Here is a 21,265-nt window from a genome sequence, read left to right on the forward strand (position 1 = left end):
ATAATGGATTATATAAAAGGGTAGGAGATGGTAAAATATCCTCATAAGCACTGATAACAGGTCCAAAAGGTGTTAAAAGAATTACCAAGACAAAACTAATAGCTTCAAGCATTGAGAAGAGAATTGGAATTAACGCTAAATAGGGGGCAGGAATCGCCTTCTTCTCTTCTACTTCTATTTTTTGACTTCTATAAAGAAATAAGAAGATAGCTGTGGCCCCAATTTGAGCAATAATGTTTAATACAAGGTTAAGAATGGTAATATCATCCTCAGTAGACATAACAATTATCCCCTGAATTAATGCAAGTAAAATCCCTGAATTAGCTAGATTAGCACTTAAATCGAAAATAGAGAGCATTAATAATAAAATTGCAAAAGGATATAATACATCCCTAATAGTGATTTTAGAATTAACTGCTTGATCTTTATCCATCAATATAATAACTCCATATTGCATGATTTCATTTATGATTATAAATCATTAGGGTATAATGCAATTTTTTAAGAGAAACAATTGGAAATATGTATAAAATGACAAATCCCTCTCATTTTAACCTGTTTATAATTCTCCTCTAGTAAAAATCGAAAATTAAAAAATAATAGAACAATGAACAGGTTTTCAAGGAATAAACATAACTCCTAAAAAAAACGCTGCTAATGACCACCATAAACTCCATCGTGTATATTTACGCGTTTTTTTCCCACCGATAGCTGGTTCTTCAGTCATAATTGTATAAATGGTCAAACCAAGGATTAACATAATACATAACCAAAATAACCAAAAAATAATATTTTTATAAACAAAAAATCCGACCAAAAATCCACAGAGGAAGACTAATACAAAAAGAAAGCTTGCTATAACTCCTGCTTTGCGAGGACCAATTCTTACAGCTAATGAATTAAGATTAGATTGACGATCACCCTCATAATCTTGAATGTCCTTTACAATTTCACGTCCTGTAGCTAAGAAAAAGCTAGTGAGTATGATTATTAAACAAGTATACAAGGATACTTCTTCATTTGGCTTTAATAAAAAAAATCCAATAAAAAGAGGCGCAACATATCCAATCGAGACCCAGATGTTCCCAATAAAGCCTGTCGTTTTTATATAATTATATCCAATTCCAATGAAAACACAAAAGCAGGTAAATAAGAACAGAAAGGGTGTAACATTATAATATAACACCAAAAATGCAATTAAAAACAATGAAATCAAGAATAAAATACTAGAAAAAAATAAGACATATTGTCGATTTAAATCACCACGTGCTAAAGGACGGTCAAACCGCTTGTTTGCAATATCCGTATTAACATCAAAGTAGTCATTTATCGATTCAATTGCAAATGTCAATAGAATAGTGGCAATTAACCCAAGAATTAATCCTGAAATCTCAATTACACCATTATTAAAGATAAATGTCAAAAAATCTGGTGTAGCACCATTAAGTACATATACTATAAAACCTGCTGCAAGAACTGCAAGCGAACTTAAAATTCCTAACGTATAACGAAATAAATCTAAATGTGCCTTTAAAAATTTTTTAGTATCCAATAAAAATCCACCAAAATACTCTCTATTGAATTTTTCTTTATCAACTAATCAACCTATCCGAAAAAATGGTTAAATTTGTGTTTTCCTACCAACCATTTTATCTGAGTTCATAATAGTTAATATTACAAACTTTCTAAATAATAACACTTCATTGATTTTATTATAAATTTAATCATCAGTTCAATCAAACTTAAGATTATGTCCAAAGTAGAGCTAGTCTTGACCTTAAATTGGTGAGGATCAACTAAATGGACTTTATACCCATAAGTAAGCTACCAGAAAAAATAGGATATTCAGTTAACATTCGTGGGTGGCTTCATCATGTTCGTCATCAAGGCAAATTGATATTTTTCGTAATTCGAGACTCTTCGGGTTACGTTCAAGCAGTAGCCAAACTAGAAGCATTTAATGAAGAAGATGGTTATACTCTTGCTCAAAATTTGACGAGAGAAACAGCAGTAAATGCCACAGGAAAAATAAAAAAGGATGTACGTGCTCCCTACAATGGTATTGAGCTACAATTATCCTCAATCAGACCAGTTATCAACATTGCTTCACCAGAATTGGAATATGAAATTCGTCCAGATTCAGGGCCTCAAGTTTTGGCTGATAAAAGACATTTAGTATTACGAGGAGAACGAACTTCAGATATTATCCGAGTCCGAGACTTGGTAACTCGAAGTTTACGGGAATTCTTTTTTCAAAGAAACTTTACAGAAGTTACTCCTCCTACCATAGTTCAAACGCAGGTTGAAGGAGGATCAACTCTTTTTTCATTCAAATATTTTGATCAAGAAGCCTATCTTACTCAATCTAGTCAGTTATATCTTGAAACCCTCTTACCCAGTTTTGAGAATGTTTTCTGTGTTTTACCATCCTTCCGTGCAGAAAAATCACGTACACGGAGGCATTTAACTGAGTACACCCATATTGAAGCCGAAATGGCTTGGTTTGAATTTGATGATCTACTTGAATTTATGGAAGATATGATTATCCATGTTTATGAATTTCTAATTCCAAATCCTCTTATTAAGAAATTTAACTTAAACCTTCAAGTTCCAATAAAGCCTTTTGAAAGAGTCAGTTATCATAAAGCCATCGAGCTTTTGAGAGAATTTAATATTAAAGGTGAAACAGGTGAGTTTTTAGAATATGGGGATGATATTACGGAAGGACCAGAACGTGCTTTAGTTGATACTATTAATAAACCAACGTTTCTAACTCATTTTCCTCTTGGAATGAAACCTTTCTACATGAAAGTTAATACTGAAAACCCAAAAATAATGAATGCTGCCGATCTTTTACTCCCTGGTGTTGGTGAAATCATAGGTGGTTCACAACGAGAGGATGATTTAGAAAGATTAGTAGCTGGCTATAAAAGAGAAGGCCTTGATCTGAACACTTATTATTGGTACACAGATCAAAGAAAATATGGCTCGGTCCCACACTCAGGATTTGGGTTAGGTTTAGAACGTCTTGTTCAAGCGATACTTTCCCTAGAGCATATTCGTGATGCTTGCTTATATCCAAGATTGATTAATAGGGCAACCCCTTAATTAAGGTAATAGAAAAGAAATTCTTTTCAAAAGCCTTTTATCTTTTTTAGAAATCTAAAATCCTCTTGCATAGATTTGATCTGTACAAGATAATTTTACAGATTTGAAGTATTTGTGAAATTACACGAGGATTTATAGTATCTTGTTGGTATTATGGGTGAATTTAAAAGGATTATCAGATGATGTTCAAGTGTATATCGGGTTTTATTCATAAAGAATAGACCGATTATCTAGGTTCTATTTTGTATTTTTACCCCTAAATCTATAATTGTTATAGATACACAAGTAATTAAGATAAAAAAAATCAATTGGGAATTAATATGCCAGAACAGCAAAAAGTATTCATTGCTGGAGGAACAACAACTCCATTTGATTATCCTCTTAATTTACAGATTGAGGAAATGACAGCAAACTGTATCCGTCAACTATACAAAGATACAAACTATGAATTTCACCTCAGAGATGTACGAGATCATGGAATGGTCGTCTATTCACATTTTTCAGTTCATTTTAGCCATCAATTAACAGCCTATTGGATTTTACATGATCACTTGGGACTTGTTGGAGTTCCCCATTTTCGTATTGACAATGGTGGAAATACAGGTGGATCAGCTTTATATGCTGCTTATGCCTTGGTTCGAGCAGGATTAGCTGATGTAGTTCCTGTTATTGGATATGAATTAATGGCTAGTGTCTCTCAGTCTAAGGGATCTGAACTTATTGCTATCGCCTCAGATACACGATATGAGGCAATGCTTGGAGCTAATTATACCAATTATTATGCAGGTTTAGCAAGAGTATTTATGGAAGACCATAAATTAACTGAAGAAGACTTTGCCAAGGTTGCTGCTAAAAATAAAAATAATGCTATGGCTACTGGTGAAAAAACTCAGCATTTTCGACAAGTTGGTCGAAAAATGACCATTGATGATATAATGAATTCACGCCTCATTGCTTATCCTCTAAAAAAACTTGATTGTTGTTTTATGTCAGAAGGTGCAGCAGTAATTCTAGTATGCAATGAAAAATTTGCCAATCGTTATGCTCCAGACCACACAGTTGAAATAGTAGGAGCAGGATTATCTTCATGTACTATACGCGCAGGAGATCGATATAATTTTCCCGGATGGACTCAACGTTATGGAGAGGGATATCCAGGATTGGGAGAATTTGGTGCTTGTAGGCGCTCTGCTGAAATTGCTTTCGATATGGCAGGTATCCCTTGGAAAGATTCATATAAACACATTGATGTCGCGGAAGTACATGATGCTTTCTCAACCTCTGAAGTTCAGATTTATAATGCATTAGGATGGTGTCAGAGTATGACTCCAAAAGAGTTTCTGCGTAATAATATGCCAATGATGGAGGGTAAAATACCCACAAATCCAGGTGGTGGTTTAATAGGATATGGTCACCCTGTTGGAGCAACAGGTTTAATGTCTGCTATTGAATGTTATTATCAACTTGCTGGTTTTATTCCAAGAGAACACAAATCAACTGAAAATGAGGTAGTGGATGCAGAAATAGGACTTGTCAATAGTCATGCGGGGACTGGTACAAGTATTAGTAACTTCGTTTTTAGGAGGGTTTAAGATGAAAAAAACATCAGATGATTTACATCCTACTCCATTCAATAAAGAATTTCAATGGAATGCATGGAAAAATATTCAAAATGAGATTCCTGAAAAAGGTTGGGTTTGGCAAAACATTAGAACAGGAAAAGCGGGAGGAGCACAATGGATGGAACAACAGATTTACTATGATATGCTCTATACATTCAGATTAGGCACTTTAAGTCCATATGCTATTGGACTTTTGGAAGGAAAATTACTTGGTACTAAATGTCCTATCTGTGGTGACATAACTTTTCCTCCAAGAGTAAATTGTTGGAATCTTGATTGTAATTTAGAAAAAACTACTTGGGTTGAAATGCCTAAAAAAGGGAAATTGCATGCTTGGACTGTGTGCGGATTTGCTGCTAAGAGTGCATTGAAAAAACTTCCTTTTGTATTAGCTTATGTTCTTGTAGGAGATAGTAAAACAGCCATTGCCAACATCCTTCATATTAAAGAACCATGGCATACTGAGACTAATATGCCTGTAATTATTAAATTTGCTTCTAAAGAAGATCGCGTTGGCAATTTAATTGACTTTTGGTTTGAACCTGATTCATCATGGACCTCTGGGCCAATGACAGAAGAAAAAGAACGAATCAAATTGCTCTGTGAACCTGTCTATAAATGGGTAAAAACCCTTTAATTACCCTTCTTTTTACCTTCACTCTACTGATAAGTTAATTCTTTTCGAATAGACGACAATAAATTTCTTTGAATATTTATTTCAGTAGCAAAATTCTTATAGAATTGTTGTAATTCAGGATCTACACTAGGACTAACTTTTTTAAGTGCAGTTTCAAAATGGATATATTGAACTTCTCTTTGATTAAAATCTTCTCTTAAACAAGTAAGCACAGCTTCGCGACAAAGGTTTTCTAGATCAGCTCCACTATAATTCTCCGTTAAGTTTGCCATTTCTTGTAATAGTTTAACTTTATCAGCTTTAATAGGAATATTTCTAGTATGAACTTTTAATATTTCTTCTCGACTAATTTCGTCTGGAGATGGAACGAGGATTAAGCGATCAAGTCTCCCAGGTCGGAGAAGTGCAGGATCGAGTGCATTGGGACGATTTGTAGCCCCCATTACGAATATACCTTGTGTATTTTCCATACCATCTAATAATGTCAATAGTTGATTTACAGTTGCATCAATTTCTCTTCCACCTTCAGTACTATCAACTCCTCTTCTAGGAACCATAGCATCTATTTCATCAAAAAAGATAATACAAGGGGAAAGCTTTTGTGCCTGATTAAATAATTCACGAATTATTTTAGCTGATTCCCCAAACCAAACGCTTAATAACTCTGGACCTTTCACAGAAATAAAATTTGCTTGTAATTCAGTTGCAATAGCTTTTGCCAGCAGTGTTTTTCCATTACCAGGTGGGCCATAAAATAAAAGCCCATGAGAAGGTTTTATACCCATTTCTTGTAATATTTCAGGATTCCTAAATTGCAATGTAATCTGTTCTTGGAGTATTTTTTTAATTTCGGTTAATCCACCAACATCTTCCCATTTAACATTAGGAATATCTATTTTTGAATGGATAGAACGAAGTGCTGATGGTTCTACTACTTTAAATGCTTCTTCCAAATCTCCTATATTCACTTTAATCAGACGTAGGAGGAAAGGAGGAATTGTTGACCATTCACTGAACAGAGATGTATTCCTACTTACAGCATGTAAACAAGCTTCCTTTACGAAGGATGCTATATCAGCTCCAACGTAACCCACCATTCTATTAGCAAATCTTTCTAGAACTTCAGAAGTCACTTTTTTGTCTAACGGTACATGTCGAAGATGAATCGATAAAATAATAAATCGCTCTCTTATTGTTGGGACTGTTAATTCTACTTCAAGATCAAATCGTCCTGGTCTTCGCATGATTGGATCCACTTCATCCGCACTATGACATGCTGCCAAAACAATAACGCGTGAACCCTTTAACGAATCCAAACCTAATGCAAATTGAACATTAAAGCGACGGACATATTCAGGGATATTAATATAAGGAGCAGGAATCATAGAATGAATGTTATCTAATATTAAAAGTATAGGATTTTTTTGTGACTCAATTTTGACATTTTTGAATAAATCTCTTATATTCTTTTCTGTAGGTCCTACACCAGCAAATAAATTTGATGGAGGCTCAATGATTTTAGCTCTAGACTCATTAGCAACTGCTTTAAGCAATAAAGTCTTTCCAACCCCTGTAGGTCCAGTGAGAAGTATCCCTGAAGGAGGAACAAGATTTATTGATGAAAATACCTCGGGTTTTTTAATTGGAATCTCTACAAGCTTACGAATGCGAAAAATAACTTCTTCATGACCTCCAATATTTTCATAACTAATTTTTTCAGTTTTCATTGATCTTGAAGAGAGAAAAGTGTCAAGTAATTCATATTCAGTCTTTGATGTAACTGAGACAATTCCATCTGGCTCGGTAGCTTGAATTAAGACTTTTTCCTCTTTAAATGCAATTTGAATACCAAGTACAAGGCCAGGAGATAATGGACCAATTTTTTTCTGTTTACTTAATTCTTTAAATAAAAGTTCTTTCTCTTCATCTGTTAATTCATTTGGAGCTCTTCCTAGCACACTAAAATAGACCCTTTTTGCTTTAATAGGTGTAAGAATCGTATCGACCTCAATTAGGTCATTTAAACCAAGGTTTAGTGATAATCTTACTTCACCATCTAAACGAGCTGGATATAGGTCACTTCTATCTATCTCATAACCTTGAAATGGTAATCCCTTTGGTGTAGGTAAGTCTTTTTCTTGGGATTTGTCATCTTTCTTCGGTACAGGCTGAGATATTCCATTCAGAAATTCTTTTGACGTTTTTACTAGTGTATGATCAATAAGAGCATGAACCCCAATCCTCTTAGATCCAGAAATTACTTCCACGATATCGAATTCTTCTATTCCTAATAATTTGAATACTTCATTGGGAAGTTTGATAATTCGTTTCCCGTAATCACTTTTCAGAGGTTCATATAACTCACAAACAACCATTTACCCAAACTCCTCCTTAAAATAAGAATATTCTATTGTTCGTTTTTTCTTCATCAATTCTTCCTGTACTCGATAATAATCAATAACATCACGGTTAACACTTGGTCTACAGATGTCTAAAGCTTCTTCAAAATCCATCATAGATACAGAACGAATGGATGGGTTTTTTCGAAGTGCTGCAAAAGCTGCCTCACGACAAAGATTCTCTATATCTGCACCTGTGTAATTTTCGGTCTTAAACGCTAAGGCATTAAGATCTACATTTTTTTCGAGATTCATTCGTCGAGTATGGACTTCTAAGATTTTTAAACGACCAATATCATCAGGAACAGGGACATATATTAAACGATCCAGCCTTCCAGGACGAAGAAGGGCTGGATCTATTGTATCTGGTCGATTTGTTGCACTTACAACAAAGACTCCATTTAATTTTTCAACTCCATCAAGTGAAGCAAGTAATTGATTTATGATTCTATCCCTCTCTCGGGATCCTTCACTTGGGAAACTTCCTCCCCGATGGGTAGCTATGGCATCAATTTCATCAAAAAACACTATACAAGGTGCCAGTTGCCTAGCTCGCTTGAAAAGGTCACGAATTAGTCTAGCACTTTCAGAAAACCATTTTGATAGAAGCTCAGGCCCTTTTACAACGATAAAATTAGCTTGAATTTCATTAGCTAAAGCTTTAGCCAGAAGAGTTTTCCCAGTACCTGGAGGGCCATATAATAACACACCTCTTGGAGAACGAATCCCCATCTGCGTAAAAATTTCTGGATATTTAATAGGCCATTCAATCATTTCCTTTAGAGATTGTTTGACCTCCTCAAGCCCCCCAATATCGTCCCATCTCACATCAGGAATTTGAAATGTGATTTCACGACTCGCAGATGGTTTAATAGAGGAAAGCGCGATTAAGAAATCATCTTGAGAAATCTCAATTTTGGGATAACTTGTTCTTACTAAATCATCTATTTGGGTTTCAAAATCAAGGTTGAGAAGGTTCTCACGTTCGAGGGCTCTCATTCCTGCTTCTTTAACTAATAATTCTAAATCAGCGGGAGTGAATCCTCCAGTCGTTTCAGCAATTTCATGAAGAGAAACGTCTCTTAAAGGAATCCCTCTCGTTTGAATTGATAAAATTTCGTATCTATCAGTAGCATTAGGGACTTGTAGATTTAATTCAACATCAAATCGACCATAAACCCGTAGCGAAGGATTTAAATTGCTTGCATTTTGTGTTGTACCGATAACAATAATTTTACTATTAGTAATATGCTTATCAAAGCTCTTTATTAGCTGATCTGTTAACCTTTTCTCTAAATCAGAAATATTTGATCCAGGATAAGGAGCAAGTACTTCTATTTGATCAATAATTAAAACAGCGGGTTCATAGTTCTTAATATGTTTGAAATACTTTTCAATTTCTTGTTCTGTATTCCACCACCCCTTTACGTACTCAGGAGCCATAACAAAAAATCTTGTTACCCCTGATTCACACGCAATCGCTTTACTAAGGTAGGTTTTTCCTATTCCAGGAGGACCTGTGAGAAGGATTCCATGAGGTGTATCTATGTCCAACATCTGAAAAACTTCAGGATAACGTAAAGGATACTCAACTAAAGTTCTCAATCGAGCTAATGCTTCCTTTGTACCCCCGATATCATCCCAAGTGATTATATCCGAATCTTCGATTAGTTCTCTTGCTGGTTCATGGGTGATTCGAACATCAGTATTCTCACCAATGAATACAATACCAGGTGGGGTAGTTGAGAGGATTCCCACTCGTAAATCATAACCCAATTTATTTTGAAGCTCTAATATCTGGCCCCGAACTACAGGACGATTCATTAAGAAATCAATGTAGATTTTTGGTTTATCCTCAACTGAAGAAGGAGAAATAATAACTTTCTCTGCTTCTGGACATGTTAATTTGTCAATTCTAACCTTTTGTCCGATACCAATATTCAAATGTGCTCTTAAAAATCCATTAAGATGAAGGATTACTTCATTTTTGCCTTTTGGGTGTCTTCTTTCTGTATGTGGAAACTTAGATTTAGATCGGCTATTTTCGATGATTTCTTCCTTTGGCCTTAATATTACACCTAATCTTTTATCACCATTAATTATTTCGACAATTTCATCAATATTAAGACCCAAATCAGTAATATACTTCTCAGCGATTCGTCCCACTGATTTAGCATAATCTTCGTGATAACCATCTGCTATAGTTGCGATTATCATTTATTTTCCGACCTATTTTGATTTTTAAAACAAATTAAAAAAGCTAAAACTAACCTCTGATACCTGAATAAGGTGATCTAGTCTTATGAACGGAGTTTTAGTTATTTTAATATTAATAAATTGTTCAGCAGTTAATATAACTGAATCACTAGTTTTTGTCTTCACTTCAACATATGTTATGATAATTTAATTACTAGTGAATATTTAAGAAATAAATTTTCCCTTTTAAAATCAATGAATTATGCTTTAGAAGATATAAGAAGTGATTTATCCTTACGATTCTCAATTCAATAATAAAAAAAAAATCAGGAAATAGAATTATTTATTCTAAAATGGTACGTTTTAGTTGTTGGCCAAATAATAGAACATCTTCAACTTTTAAAATTTGAATTTGATTAGTTTTTGAGGGAAATCCTAATAATGATCCTCCAACTGCTAATATTGTGTCTTTAGGGTTAAGTAATTCCTGTTCATGGGCTTTTAACACAATTTCATATAATAATTCGTTATAAGAGGGTGTGACATCGACTAATATTGGATAAACTCCCCAGATTAAATTCAATTGACGTTTAATGCTTTTATAGGGGGTTCCTGCAATAATTGGCTTAGAAGGTCTACATTTAGCTATAAGATTTGTAGTCGAACCTGTTCGCGTACTGGTCACTATTGCACTTATATCTAATGAACTAGCGTCACTGATTAAGTGGGCAGCACGACCGAGAACCTCTGCACCTGAAGGTTCATCACCAGTCCATTCAACTGTCCGACCTTTGAAAAGTTGATGATTTATGTTTATTTCTTTTAAGATTCGTTCCATGAAATTAACAGTCTCAACAGGATATTTCCCAACAGCAGTTTCACCAGAAAGCATGACAGCATCAGCACCGTCAATTATAGCATTTGAGACATCAGATACTTCAGCTCTAGTGGGACGGGGATTATATGTCATGGAATCCAACATCTGAGTCGCTACAATGACAGGTTTACCTAAAGAGTTGCACTTACGGATTAATTGTTTTTGAACTAGTGGTACTTGTTCTGAAGGAATTTCAATTCCAAGATCACCTCTAGCGACCATGATCCCATCAGAAACTTTCAAAATCTCATCAAAATTTTTTATTCCGTCTCTATTTTCTATTTTGCTAATAATTTTTATTGGTGAGTTATATTCCGTTAATTTTTCCTTAATTGCAAGAATATCTTCTTTTCTTCGAACAAATGATGCGGCAATATAATCAGCAGGGTCTTCAAACTTTCTGCATACAAAACTAATATCATCATAATCTTTCTGAGTTGGAAAATACAATGAAAGTGGAACATCTGGAGCATTTATCCCTTTCCGAGACTTTAACTCTCCACCATATTCAACTTTACAGATAAGTTCATTTTCAGTTTTTTTAGTAACCACAAGTTGCAGTAAACCATCATCAATTGCAAGATGATTTCCTACCTTGGCATCATCAATTAATGGTGGATAATTCGTGGATATAACTTCAGAATTCCCTTCTAATCCTATTACCTTTGAAATCCGAAGTTTCTGTCCTGCCTCTAGTATCGTTCCCTCAACTACTTCACCTGTTCGTATTTTTGGTCCACATAAATCAATTAAAACCGCTAAATCTTCTGAAACTGCTCTTATCCTTTCGTATCTCTCCAAATGATCAGGATGAGCACCATGAGAAAAATTAAGTCGACAAACATCCATTCCAGCGTCAACAAGCTTTTTTAATACCGTAATTTTCTCAGAAGCAGGGCCGATGGTACAAACAATTTTAGTCCGAGTTACCATTCGATTTTCCACCTTAAAAAATATAATTCTAACTTAAATAAAAAATTTTGGTTTCATTTCTTTTTCCTTGAGAATAGTCATTAACACTTAATGAAAATTTCTCGAGAAAGACCTAATCAAAGCTTTATGCAGATTTTAAGCTCTTTATATCTCTTACCTAAAATTTTCGTAAAAAAAGGCTTTTCAAGAATTAAAATACTATTCCAAAATGATAATACTAATCATATTACTGCCCTGAAACCAATTTATCTCTTATCCATTATTTCAAGGTCACAAACCTAGATTTTGTTTAATTAAAAAGAAGATGAATCATTATTAATAATATGATTGACAAATCCATCCAGATTTAGCCAAAGATAAAGCAATAGTTAATTATAAATCAATCTTATTCAATAAAAAAAGAATAGAAACAATAAACTATTTGAAAGCATTTAAAGAGACTCATTAAAGCATAAAAGGAAAACTATTAAGCTTGTGAATAAAATGACGAAAGAAGATTATCTGATTTCTATTTTTAGAAAAGAAGACTGTAAACGTTTAATTCGAAGAGAAATTAATTCAATATCTGAAGATGCGACAATTCGTGATGCAATTATAGCCTTACAGTCTCAATGGACTGGTTATGTGGCTATATTAGATAATGATAAGAATTTATTAGGAATAATAACTGAAAGAGATATTCTTCGCTGTTTTGGAGAAAATAAATTTACTGAAGATGATTCTGCGAAATCAATTATGAAAACAAATTTCAAAACAATAGAATGCCGTGAGTCTATTGCTGAAATTGTATTAACGTTATATAAAACTACATTTAAGCACTTAGCAATTGTAGAAGAAGGAAAACTGATAGGAATTGTTTCCGCACGTGATTTCATTTCTTATCTAGTTGAGTATATTGCTGAATCAGTATATACGATTTCGCCATCTCAACCACCTCAAGATCAAAGAGAGGGAGCTTGATAGATATATAACAAAATCTCTGATTTACTGTTAATATATAGAATATTTGGTGTGAATTAATGGAAGAAATCCAAGAAACTCATGAAGAACGTGAATCTACCACTTCAAAATCGACTGAAACATTACCTCAAGCTGTTATTCGTTTTACTGGAGATAGTGGAGATGGGATGCAGTTAGCAGGCCTAAAATTTACTTCGGCATCAGTTATTTTTGGAAATGATGTCTCTACTTTCCCAGAGTTTCCTGCAGAGATTCGTGCTCCTACAGGTACGCTTGCAGGTGTGTCTGGATTTCAGATTCATTTTTCTTCAACTAAAATTTCTACTCCTGGTGATGATTTAGACGCTTTAATAGCGATGAATCCAGCTGCTTTACGAGTAAACATAAAAGATTTAAAACCAAATGGCATTATAATTATAGATGAGTCTACATTTACACCTAAAAACTTATCTAAAGCTGGTTACTCTTTAAATCCCTTGAAAGATCGATCTCTTGACAAATATCGGGTATTTAGTTTAGATATAACTAAATTGAATTACGAAGCAGTTCATAAAGTAGAGGGCCTAACCAATAAGCAAATCAATCTAACACGAAATTTCTATACTTTAGGATTATTATCATGGCTTTATAACAGACCTTTAGAATCAACAATAGAATGGATTCAAGATAAATTTAACAAACGACCTGCCATCATTGAAGCAAATACTCTAGCATTAAAAGCAGGATACTATTACGGAGAAACTACTGAACTTTTTTCTGTTCAATATCAAGTACCAAAGGCTAAAATGGAACCAGGGTTATATAGATACATTTCTGGAAATCAAGCTCTTGCGCTAGGCTTTGTAACAGCTGCTCAGATTGTAAAAAAGGAAGTTTTTTATGGCGCATATCCAATAACCCCGGCTAGTGATCTTCTCCATGATTTAGTTCGCTATCATGGATATGGAATCCGAACATTTCAAGCTGAAGATGAAATAGCTGCGATTGGTTCAATAATAGGAGCAGCTTTCGGAGGGGTTATTGGTGTAACAGGAACATCAGGACCAGGTTTTGCCCTTATGAGCGAAGCCTTAGGATTGGCAGTAATAACAGAACTACCTATTATAGTCGTTAATGTCCAACGTGCTGGACCAAGTACAGGGATGCCAACAAAAACAGAACAATCAGACTTATTACAAGGGATATATGGAAGAAATGGTGAATCTCCTTTGCCAGTTCTTGCACCACAGTCATCTGGAGACTGTTTTTATATGGCAATTGAAGCTATTCGAATAGCTACAAAATTCATGACTCCTGTATTATTGTTATCTGATGGTTATATGGCAAACAATATTGATCCATGGAAAATCCCTGATATTAACCAAATTCCTAGCCTAAAGATTGATCACCCAACAAAAGAATCGTTTGACATAGCTGATCACTTTCTTCCTTATATCAGAAATGAAAACTTAGCACGACCTTGGGCAATTCCAGGAATAAAAGGATTAGAACATCGCATTGGTGGTTTAGAGAAAGAAGACAAAACAGGAAATGTAAGCTATGATCCTGAAAATCATGAGCTAATGGTTAAGTTAAGATCAGAAAAGATAGAAAAAATTGCAGAAGATATACCAAGGCAAAATATAGAAGGACCAGCAGAAGGCGATTTACTTGTACTTAGTTGGGGTTCAACTAATGGTGCAGTGCAAATTGCAGCGGAAAAAATGAGACAGCAAGGATATTCTGTAGCGAATACAAATTTGAGATATATAAATCCTTTTCCACGGAATTTAGAAGAGATTGTACAATCTTACAAGAAGATTTTAATTCCCGAACTGAATAGAGGGCAGCTTAAATTTTTAATTCAAGCAAAATATTCAATAGAAACTATCGGCCTTAATAAAACCCAGGGAAGACCGTTTCTTGTAAAAGAAATTATTGAGAAAATTGATAGTATTCTTAATGGTGATTTATAATGAGTGATACAGACAAACCACAAGATATATTACCAATACTTACTCCAAAGGACTTTGATTCAGGTTTAGACGTACGATGGTGTCCTGGATGTGGAAATTATGCGATATTGGCTAATATGAAAAAGATTTTTCCGTCTTTAGGCATCCCTAGGGAAAATATTGTTTTTATTAGTGGAATTGGGTGCAGTTCTAGGTTTCCTTACTACTTAAATACATACGGAATGCATACAATTCACGGAAGAGCCCCTACGATTGCAACAGGTCTTAAATGTAGTCGACCTGAACTTTCAGTTTGGGTTATTACTGGTGATGGTGATGGCTTGAGTATTGGAGGAAACCATCTCATGCATGCAATTAGAAGGAATGTTGATATAAAGATAATTTTGTTTAACAACCAAATCTATGGCTTGACTAAAGGTCAATATTCTCCGACATCAAAACAAGGGATTCGAACAAAATCTTCTCCACAAGGATCAATAGATTATCCAGTTAATCCAATATCTTGGGCATTAGGGGCTGAAGCATCATTTATTGCAAGAACAGAAGCTACTTATGGAATGCATATGCAAAAAGTTCTGCAGCGTGCAGCTGAACATAAAGGAACAGCTTTTGTTGAAATATATCAGAATTGTGTAATATTTAATGATGGCACTTTCAGATATGCAACAGATAAAGAGATGCGCGATGACTATATTCTCGAACTAGAGCATGGTAAACCAATGGTATTTGGTAAGAACCGTGAGAAAGGTATTTTTCTACATGGATTAACTCCCAAAGTTATCAATTATAAGGAAGCAGGTTTTGAAGAAACAGACTTGTTATATCATGATGAAAATGCCAAAGAATCTACTCTTGCTTTCTTTTTATCAAGAATGCAATATCCAACATTCCCAGAACCGATTGGGATATTTCGTGCTATTGAGAAACCTACCTATAATGAAATGTTGGAACAACAATTAGATGAAGCAAAGAAGTCCGTTACAAAATCTCTACAAGAACTGATCAATGGTGATGAAACTTGGTCAGTAACATAGGAATTCCTATTTTCTTAGCAAAAGAATGGGTAATATGAATCATATAAGAGAGATTTTCAGGGAAATATTAAATCTCAAATAAAAATTTAATGTAATAATGTAGATAATTATAAGCTCAACAAATCAAATAAAAAACTACAAATTTACCTAAGATTATATTTAAAAGACTCATATAGTAGATATTTAGAGGAAGTAATTTACGTGATATGTCCTGCTTGTGGTTATGAGAATATAAAGGGTTCTGACTTATGTGAAAATTGTAAAACCTCTTTAACACGCTTTGAAGTTCATAAACCAGTTACAAATTCTAAGATTGAAAAAGCAATTTTAAAAGATAAGCTCGAGAAGGTGGGAAAAGAAAATTCAATTGCCCTCTTAGTTTCCCCCGATAGAAGTGTCAAAGATATTATCAAGATAATGCTTGAAAATAAAAAATGTTCAGTTGTCATCATGGAAGGGGATTCTATAGAAGGGATATTTACAGAAAGATCATTTTTAAAGAGAGTTTGCAATGAATTTCCTCCAAAATTAGCCATCCCTATAAAAGAAGCAATGTTAAAAAAACCCGAGATTTTAAAACCCAGTGATTCTGTTGTAGATGCATTACATTATATGGAAGTGGGAGGTTATACGTATGCAATAATCGATAATGACCCATTAAGAGTAATCAATATCCGAGATATCTTGGAATATATAGTAGAATTAGAATTAAAAAAGTAAGTTTTACTTAAATCTAATATTAAATTAGTAAGATCAGGGATGAAATCTGTAGGTCATTTTTATTTTTGAAACAAATGAATCTTGTTATTCTCGAACGAATAACATCCATATTCTAGTAAGACTAAGAACTGTTGAAGCTCTTTTATTCTCATAATTCTCAAGTTAATTTTTTCTCTTATTATTAATAAATTGATTTTATTTCTAAATCTTCTTAAATACGAACCTCATAAGGAATTTGAATTAGAATGGATATATCTCTAAGCATTAACGCTTTGTTAATGGATGTTATGAAATCAGTACACGGATTAAAACAAATTATGGTGTCTGATTCAACAGGATTAGTTCTGGCTAAAATCAGCAAAGAAAAAGATACAACTGACTTCGAAGGTATTGCTTCAATTTCTACAGCTTTGTATCTTGGGATGGCATCAGTCAAACTGGGGGAATTAGGATTTAGTCAAACTATTTTTAGCGATGGTAATCTCTGTCTATATGGCATTTCAAAAACCTATGTTCTAATAGTAATTACTCATACATCAACACCAATAAAGCAACTTCGTGCTGCTATGGAGAAAATTAGTGATAGTATTTCTAAGCAACTTGAATTGTATTATCAATCTCAAAAAATTGAAAGAAAACAAGAAGAAGTTTGCTTAAAAGAAGGATTTCTCTCTGATTCAGAGTTGGATGCAATATTAAATGAACTTTCTTTTGATTGAATTAATTCCCAATGGCCATTCCTGTGTGATCTAATTCATTTAGGAGGGTTTTTTTCAGCTAATTTTTGGATTTTGCTCTTTAATACCCATTCTCGATTATTGTCAGTATAAAACCAGCTCACTAATTCCCCCTCACTTCCATCAAGAATCTTCATAAATTTAGAGCTCATAATAATGTTTTTATTACAGACTTTAAGATTAATGATTAGTTTCTTAAGTTTTTAAATCTGTTTAATACTTATAGATTCATAATTATTTTAAATAATAAAAGGATTAATTAAACAATAAAGGAGAGAATTCCGTTGTTCAACATTCTTTCACAAGAATCTGTTAATTTTGAGACTGGAATTCTTTTAACTGTGCTCTTTCTAGCTGTTCTAATCTTGATTGCATCTGAAAAATTCAATAAAGTTGCAATCACATTTAGTGGAGTTATAATTGCTTTAATTATATCAATGGTAACTGGGGTGATTGATAAGTTTGAAATTATCTACAATTGGATCGACTTACCATTGATCCTTACCATTATTGGAATAACTTTGATTATGGAAATGCTACAGAAATCAGGGATTGTGGAGGTTTTTATTCTTTATATCCTACGTACAATTCAAGGATCCTTCAATGTATTAATGGTAATTCTTGCTCTCAGCATATTTATCATGTCAGCTGTCATGACAAATGTTTTGGCCCTAGTAATCATCTCTTCTATAACCATATTGATAGCAGAGGTTGCAGAATTTGATGCTAAACCATTATTATTCTTAGAATTAGTTGTGGCAAATCTTGCGGGAATGCTAACACCAATTGCTTCCTATACTTCAGCATATGTTTCTTTAACACAGGGTTGGAGTTATTTTGATTTTCTCATCCTAAGTTTGCCGTTTGTGGGATTAATGGTTGGAATTACAATTTTTTTCACCCGTTATTTCTATAGAGATATATTCAAAGAGATTTCAATAAAACAACATAATTTTGGTAGACAACTTAATCGTATTTTGCAAACAATTGATCCTTGGAGTTTTGTGGATTCAAGAAAACATTTTTATAGAGCTATTGCAATTTTTTTAGTTATTTCCATTTTATTATCCATTGGTACTTCATTTGGATTGAGTGTGGATATAATTTGTTTAACAGGTGGAATGTTTGTTCTAATTTTCTTTTCAAATCACATTGAAGAATTTTTAAAGAAAATTGATTGGTCAATGATCTTTTTTTTGACAGGGGTATTCATTATTTCAGGATTGATTCAAGATACTAATATAGCTATTCTTCTACAAACCCCTATGGAAGATCTTTTTCATTTCTCCCCATTTTTTGGAATCCTTGGGTTTAGCTATATTTTGGGACTTCTTACAAGTATTATAGAAAATATTCCCTTAATATTCTTATTAAGACCATTAATTGATTTAATCAGCCAAAAAATCGACCCCCGTATCATTTGGTGGTCTATTCTTGCTGTTGTTAATATTACAGACTCTTTATTTCTAATTAGTAGTGTAAAAGGTATCTATATAATGGAAAATGCAGCTAAGCATGGAATGGCCTTAAAATTTACAGATTTTTTAAAATATGGGGTTATTATAACAATGATTCATCTAATATCAATGGCATTCTATATTTTCTTTTTATTAGTTGTATTTCAATGACCTAATTACATAGAAAAACCTTCTTTATAATTAAAATAATCTAAAAGTTTTTATAGTTTAAAGAACTGATAAAGCTGAGGAAAATTATTTTCCCTTTAATACTTAGGCAACTTATATGGTATAATTTTTTTATAACTGAAGATTTAATACTAAATTGTAAAAAAGCAACATAATTCAACAGTATCATCCTAGGTGAATGTAATGGATATAGCTAATCTTATCAAAAAAAGAAGAGCCTATAGAGCCTTTGAAAAAGTAACCATTCCAGAAACTCTTTTCAAAGAAGCTGCAAGATTAGCTCAATTAGCTCCGTCTTGTATGAATAAACAGCCATGGAACTATGTAATCATTCAAGAGCCAAACCATCTTTCAGCGATTGTGGAAACAATGTCTTCGGGAAATAAGGTTTGGAACCGTAATTCCAGTGCAGTAATTGCAGTTGTAACTAAAACTGAGCTTGATTGTGAAATAGGCCCTAAAAAGGAAAGAAAATATTATCTATTTGATACAGGCTTAGCAACTGCTTTTTTGATTTTATTTTTAACTGAAAATAATTTAGTTGCTCATCCTATGGCAGGTTTTAATCCGGAAAAGGCGAAAGAAGTCCTAGGGATACCAGAGGATATGGAAATCGTGGTTCTTATTGGCATTGGGAAAAAAACTGAAAAAATTCCTGATGATTTTAGTGAAAACCAGAAAAAAAATGAGAGAGAAAGACCAGCACGAAAAGCTTTGGATGAATTTCTTTATTTTAACCGATTTGGTTAATTAAAAAGAATGGATTTTTTGTCAGTTACCCTGAAATAAACGTATCTTTTTCTTTTTCATCTTTTTCTGTTCTAAGATGAATGACATAATGGATTGTACCTTGATTTAATTCTAGATCGTGGATAATATAGCCACAAGTCTTAAAACCTTGCTTTAAAAGAAATGAATGAACACCAAAATATCGATCATCCGCAAAACCTCTTAGAATATCAAACTGCTGTTGGTCTCGAACATAATTTTTAATGAAATTTATTAATTCTCTTCCAATTCCTTTTCCTCTCCATTCTTTTTTCACTACTAATGATAAAATAAAAGCACTTTTTCCGAAATAATCTACTATACTATACCCGAGAATAGATGTCTGTAAAACTTCCTCCATCCCCTCCTCACCTCCTGATACCTTCTCTTTATTCTCAACCACAAAAGTGATCCCTTTAACAGGTACCTGTAAATAAAATTCAATCCTTTGTTTTTCACTTTTTACCATTGAGGGACCAAAATTTTCAGCTTCAATTATTAAGAGTTTTACTTCTTCCCAATCAGAAGACTGGTATTCCCGAATAGTTATGTCCATAATAAATTCCTAATCCAAATATCCATATATAATAATTAAAATATTTTAGTATCCATTCTCTTTCAAAGAGTAGATAAAACAGAAAGGAAGTTACTATTTTTTCCTCCAATAATCAGAATAATTACAAAATTACTTTAGAAACAGCATTGAAAAGCCCTTATATATTAGATTTCTCTTGGGTATCAAAATTTGTTAGATTTTCCTGTATAAAGGGATGTCAAGAATGCTGTGGATATACATATTTCTTACCAGACGAATTATCTTCATTGCCTGACTTAATATTACCAAATTTGATGAAGACTCCAATGGGAACATATCAAGCCAAAAAAAATCCTATAGATGCGAATAGGTGTTTCTTTTTTGAGAAATCTCAATATAATAGCTACTTCTGTTCTATCCATGAAAATAAACCTCTCAGATGTCGAATCTATCCTTATTTTCCTTTAATTGTTGAAAAGAGAATTGTAATTACACTTGAACCTTCTTTAAAAATGAAAATTCCTTCAAAAAATGCAACAGTTTGCCATGGAATTGGAGTTAAAGGAATAAGTATTAATAATTATATAAAAGATTGTATAAAATTTTTAAAATATTGTAATACTGTTCCTCAGTTATTAAAAACTATGATTTTGGATAGTGAGATGTTTAATCGTATCCGAAATGACCGATGGTTTATTGATTATTAAAGCAAAAAAAGGAAGAAGAGTTGGATTTAAATTTATATCTTTTTCCATACTGCTTGTATATATTCACTGGTTTTTTTAATTACCGGAGCCATTACTTCAGAGGTAACATTATTCAATTCAACAGAAGCTTTCATAATTGAGATGTGGGCGATAATTATTTTTCCATCCTCTTCATAAACAACAAATGAACAAGGAAATAACGTTCCAACATCCTTTGATATATCTAATGCCATTTTTGCGAGATCCGCACTACAAGCAAGAATCGTGGTATAACGAGGGTAATAATTCAATCCCAATTTACTTTTAATTACCTCATCGATATTTTTGATCAATAATACTGAAAAACCTTCAGCTTTCAGAACTTTTTCTACAAGTTTTACAGCTTCATCAAAATTCATAGACACTTCTTTCCGTAATATTTCAACCATTTA

18 protein-coding genes are annotated in these 21,265 nt (G+C 33.2%); 11 read left to right on the plus strand and 7 right to left on the minus strand.

All coding sequences use genetic code 11. The features are described from left to right. A partial coding sequence (locus ACWVCY_RS00825) for a hypothetical protein (protein WP_455139501.1) occupies positions 1-433 on the minus strand: 433 nt, incomplete at its 3' end. Positions 434-619: 186 nt separating this feature from the next. Then, on the minus strand, positions 620-1,552 hold the full coding sequence (locus tag ACWVCY_RS00830; RefSeq protein ID WP_455139503.1) for a UbiA family prenyltransferase: 933 nt from the start codon (positions 1,550-1,552) through the stop codon (positions 620-622). Between the two features lie 248 nt (positions 1,553-1,800). Here ACWVCY_RS00830 and asnS point away from each other — a divergent pair, with 248 nt between their 5' ends. The 3 genes from asnS (at position 1,801) to ACWVCY_RS00845 (ending at position 5,367) form a co-directional block, all read left to right on the plus strand. After that, a complete protein-coding gene (gene asnS, locus ACWVCY_RS00835) occupies positions 1,801-3,108 on the plus strand; it encodes an asparagine--tRNA ligase (RefSeq protein WP_455139505.1) in 1,308 nt (435 codons plus the stop codon). Positions 3,109-3,428: 320 nt separating this feature from the next. Further along, a complete protein-coding gene (locus tag ACWVCY_RS00840) occupies positions 3,429-4,700 on the plus strand; it encodes a thiolase C-terminal domain-containing protein (protein WP_455139507.1) in 1,272 nt (423 codons plus the stop codon). A gap of 1 nt (position 4,701) precedes the next feature. Next, entirely contained in the window at positions 4,702-5,367 is a 666-nt protein-coding gene (locus tag ACWVCY_RS00845; RefSeq protein ID WP_455139509.1) for a Zn-ribbon domain-containing OB-fold protein, read from the plus strand. 23 nt (positions 5,368-5,390) lie between these two features. Here ACWVCY_RS00845 and ACWVCY_RS00850 read toward each other — a convergent pair whose 3' ends face one another. From ACWVCY_RS00850 to pyk, 3 genes are all read right to left on the minus strand, one after another. Continuing rightward, the gene (locus ACWVCY_RS00850) at positions 5,391-7,742 is read right to left on the minus strand and encodes an AAA family ATPase (protein WP_455139511.1); all 2,352 of its coding nucleotides are present in this window, start codon (positions 7,740-7,742) and stop codon (positions 5,391-5,393) included. Next, the gene (locus tag ACWVCY_RS00855; RefSeq protein ID WP_455139513.1) at positions 7,743-9,983 is read right to left on the minus strand and encodes an AAA family ATPase; all 2,241 of its coding nucleotides are present in this window, start codon (positions 9,981-9,983) and stop codon (positions 7,743-7,745) included. It abuts the gene before it with no gap. Positions 9,984-10,305: 322 nt separating this feature from the next. After that, positions 10,306-11,772: a pyruvate kinase gene (gene pyk / locus ACWVCY_RS00860; RefSeq protein ID WP_455139515.1), complete on the minus strand. Its 1,467-nt coding sequence runs from the start codon at positions 11,770-11,772 to the stop codon at positions 10,306-10,308. A gap of 483 nt (positions 11,773-12,255) precedes the next feature. On the opposite strand from pyk, the gene ACWVCY_RS00865 reads away from it, so the two are divergent. The 7 genes from ACWVCY_RS00865 to ACWVCY_RS00895 all read left to right on the plus strand — a co-directional run bounded on the left by ACWVCY_RS00865 (position 12,256) and on the right by ACWVCY_RS00895 (position 19,574). Beyond that, positions 12,256-12,732, plus strand: coding sequence for a CBS domain-containing protein (locus ACWVCY_RS00865; protein ID WP_455139517.1), 477 nt, complete (start codon positions 12,256-12,258; stop codon positions 12,730-12,732). Between the two features lie 59 nt (positions 12,733-12,791). Then, positions 12,792-14,687 carry a 2-oxoacid:acceptor oxidoreductase subunit alpha gene (locus ACWVCY_RS00870; protein WP_455139519.1) on the plus strand — a complete coding sequence of 632 codons (1,896 nt, stop codon included), beginning with the start codon at positions 12,792-12,794 and terminating at the stop codon, positions 14,685-14,687. Further along, positions 14,687-15,721 (plus strand): 2-oxoacid:ferredoxin oxidoreductase subunit beta, encoded by a 1,035-nt coding sequence (locus ACWVCY_RS00875; RefSeq protein WP_455139521.1) that lies wholly within the window; start codon positions 14,687-14,689, stop codon positions 15,719-15,721. Before ACWVCY_RS00870 ends, ACWVCY_RS00875 begins: the two co-directional genes overlap by 1 nt. A gap of 201 nt (positions 15,722-15,922) precedes the next feature. Beyond that, complete coding sequence (locus ACWVCY_RS00880) at positions 15,923-16,441, plus strand: CBS domain-containing protein (protein WP_455139523.1); 519 nt, start codon at positions 15,923-15,925, stop codon at positions 16,439-16,441. 245 nt (positions 16,442-16,686) lie between these two features. Continuing rightward, entirely contained in the window at positions 16,687-17,160 is a 474-nt protein-coding gene (locus tag ACWVCY_RS00885) for a roadblock/LC7 domain-containing protein (RefSeq protein ID WP_455139525.1), read from the plus strand. Positions 17,161-17,462: 302 nt separating this feature from the next. After that, entirely contained in the window at positions 17,463-18,806 is a 1,344-nt protein-coding gene (locus ACWVCY_RS00890; protein WP_455139527.1) for an SLC13 family permease, read from the plus strand. 201 nt (positions 18,807-19,007) lie between these two features. Further along, positions 19,008-19,574, plus strand: a complete 567-nt coding sequence (locus ACWVCY_RS00895) for a nitroreductase family protein (RefSeq protein WP_455139529.1) — start codon at positions 19,008-19,010, stop codon at positions 19,572-19,574. A 25-nt stretch (positions 19,575-19,599) separates the two neighbouring features. On the opposite strand, the gene ACWVCY_RS00900 is transcribed toward ACWVCY_RS00895, so the two are convergent. Further along, positions 19,600-20,148, minus strand: a complete 549-nt coding sequence (locus ACWVCY_RS00900; protein WP_455139531.1) for a GNAT family N-acetyltransferase — start codon at positions 20,146-20,148, stop codon at positions 19,600-19,602. A 146-nt stretch (positions 20,149-20,294) separates the two neighbouring features. On the opposite strand from ACWVCY_RS00900, the gene ACWVCY_RS00905 reads away from it, so the two are divergent. Next, positions 20,295-20,834 carry a YkgJ family cysteine cluster protein gene (locus tag ACWVCY_RS00905; RefSeq protein WP_455139533.1) on the plus strand — a complete coding sequence of 180 codons (540 nt, stop codon included), beginning with the start codon at positions 20,295-20,297 and terminating at the stop codon, positions 20,832-20,834. A gap of 32 nt (positions 20,835-20,866) precedes the next feature. On the opposite strand, the gene ACWVCY_RS00910 is transcribed toward ACWVCY_RS00905, so the two are convergent. Next, entirely contained in the window at positions 20,867-21,232 is a 366-nt protein-coding gene (locus ACWVCY_RS00910; RefSeq protein ID WP_455139535.1) for a DUF302 domain-containing protein, read from the minus strand. Positions 21,233-21,265 lie beyond the last annotated feature (33 nt).

Source organism: Candidatus Hodarchaeum mangrovi, from assembly GCF_975850365.1.

Bases quoted from the DNA above. Each gene is read 5' to 3' on its own strand.
- ACWVCY_RS00875 (WP_455139521.1), top strand. From the start codon at position 14,687: ATGAGTGATACAGACAAACCACAAGATATATTACCAATACTTACTCCA.
- ACWVCY_RS00840 (WP_455139507.1), top strand. From the start codon at position 3,429: ATGCCAGAACAGCAAAAAGTATTCATTGCTGGAGGAACAACAACTCCA.
- ACWVCY_RS00885 (WP_455139525.1), top strand. From the start codon at position 16,687: ATGGATATATCTCTAAGCATTAACGCTTTGTTAATGGATGTTATGAAA.
- ACWVCY_RS00850 (WP_455139511.1), bottom strand. From the start codon at position 7,742: ATGGTTGTTTGTGAGTTATATGAACCTCTGAAAAGTGATTACGGGAAA.
- ACWVCY_RS00865 (WP_455139517.1), top strand. From the start codon at position 12,256: ATGACGAAAGAAGATTATCTGATTTCTATTTTTAGAAAAGAAGACTGT.
- ACWVCY_RS00855 (WP_455139513.1), bottom strand. From the start codon at position 9,983: ATGATAATCGCAACTATAGCAGATGGTTATCACGAAGATTATGCTAAA.
- ACWVCY_RS00910 (WP_455139535.1), bottom strand. From the start codon at position 21,232: ATGAATTTTGATGAAGCTGTAAAACTTGTAGAAAAAGTTCTGAAAGCT.
- ACWVCY_RS00895 (WP_455139529.1), top strand. From the start codon at position 19,008: ATGGATATAGCTAATCTTATCAAAAAAAGAAGAGCCTATAGAGCCTTT.
- asnS (WP_455139505.1), top strand. From the start codon at position 1,801: ATGGACTTTATACCCATAAGTAAGCTACCAGAAAAAATAGGATATTCA.
- pyk (WP_455139515.1), bottom strand. From the start codon at position 11,772: ATGGTAACTCGGACTAAAATTGTTTGTACCATCGGCCCTGCTTCTGAG.
- ACWVCY_RS00845 (WP_455139509.1), top strand. From the start codon at position 4,702: ATGAAAAAAACATCAGATGATTTACATCCTACTCCATTCAATAAAGAA.
- ACWVCY_RS00870 (WP_455139519.1), top strand. From the start codon at position 12,792: ATGGAAGAAATCCAAGAAACTCATGAAGAACGTGAATCTACCACTTCA.
- ACWVCY_RS00900 (WP_455139531.1), bottom strand. From the start codon at position 20,148: ATGGACATAACTATTCGGGAATACCAGTCTTCTGATTGGGAAGAAGTA.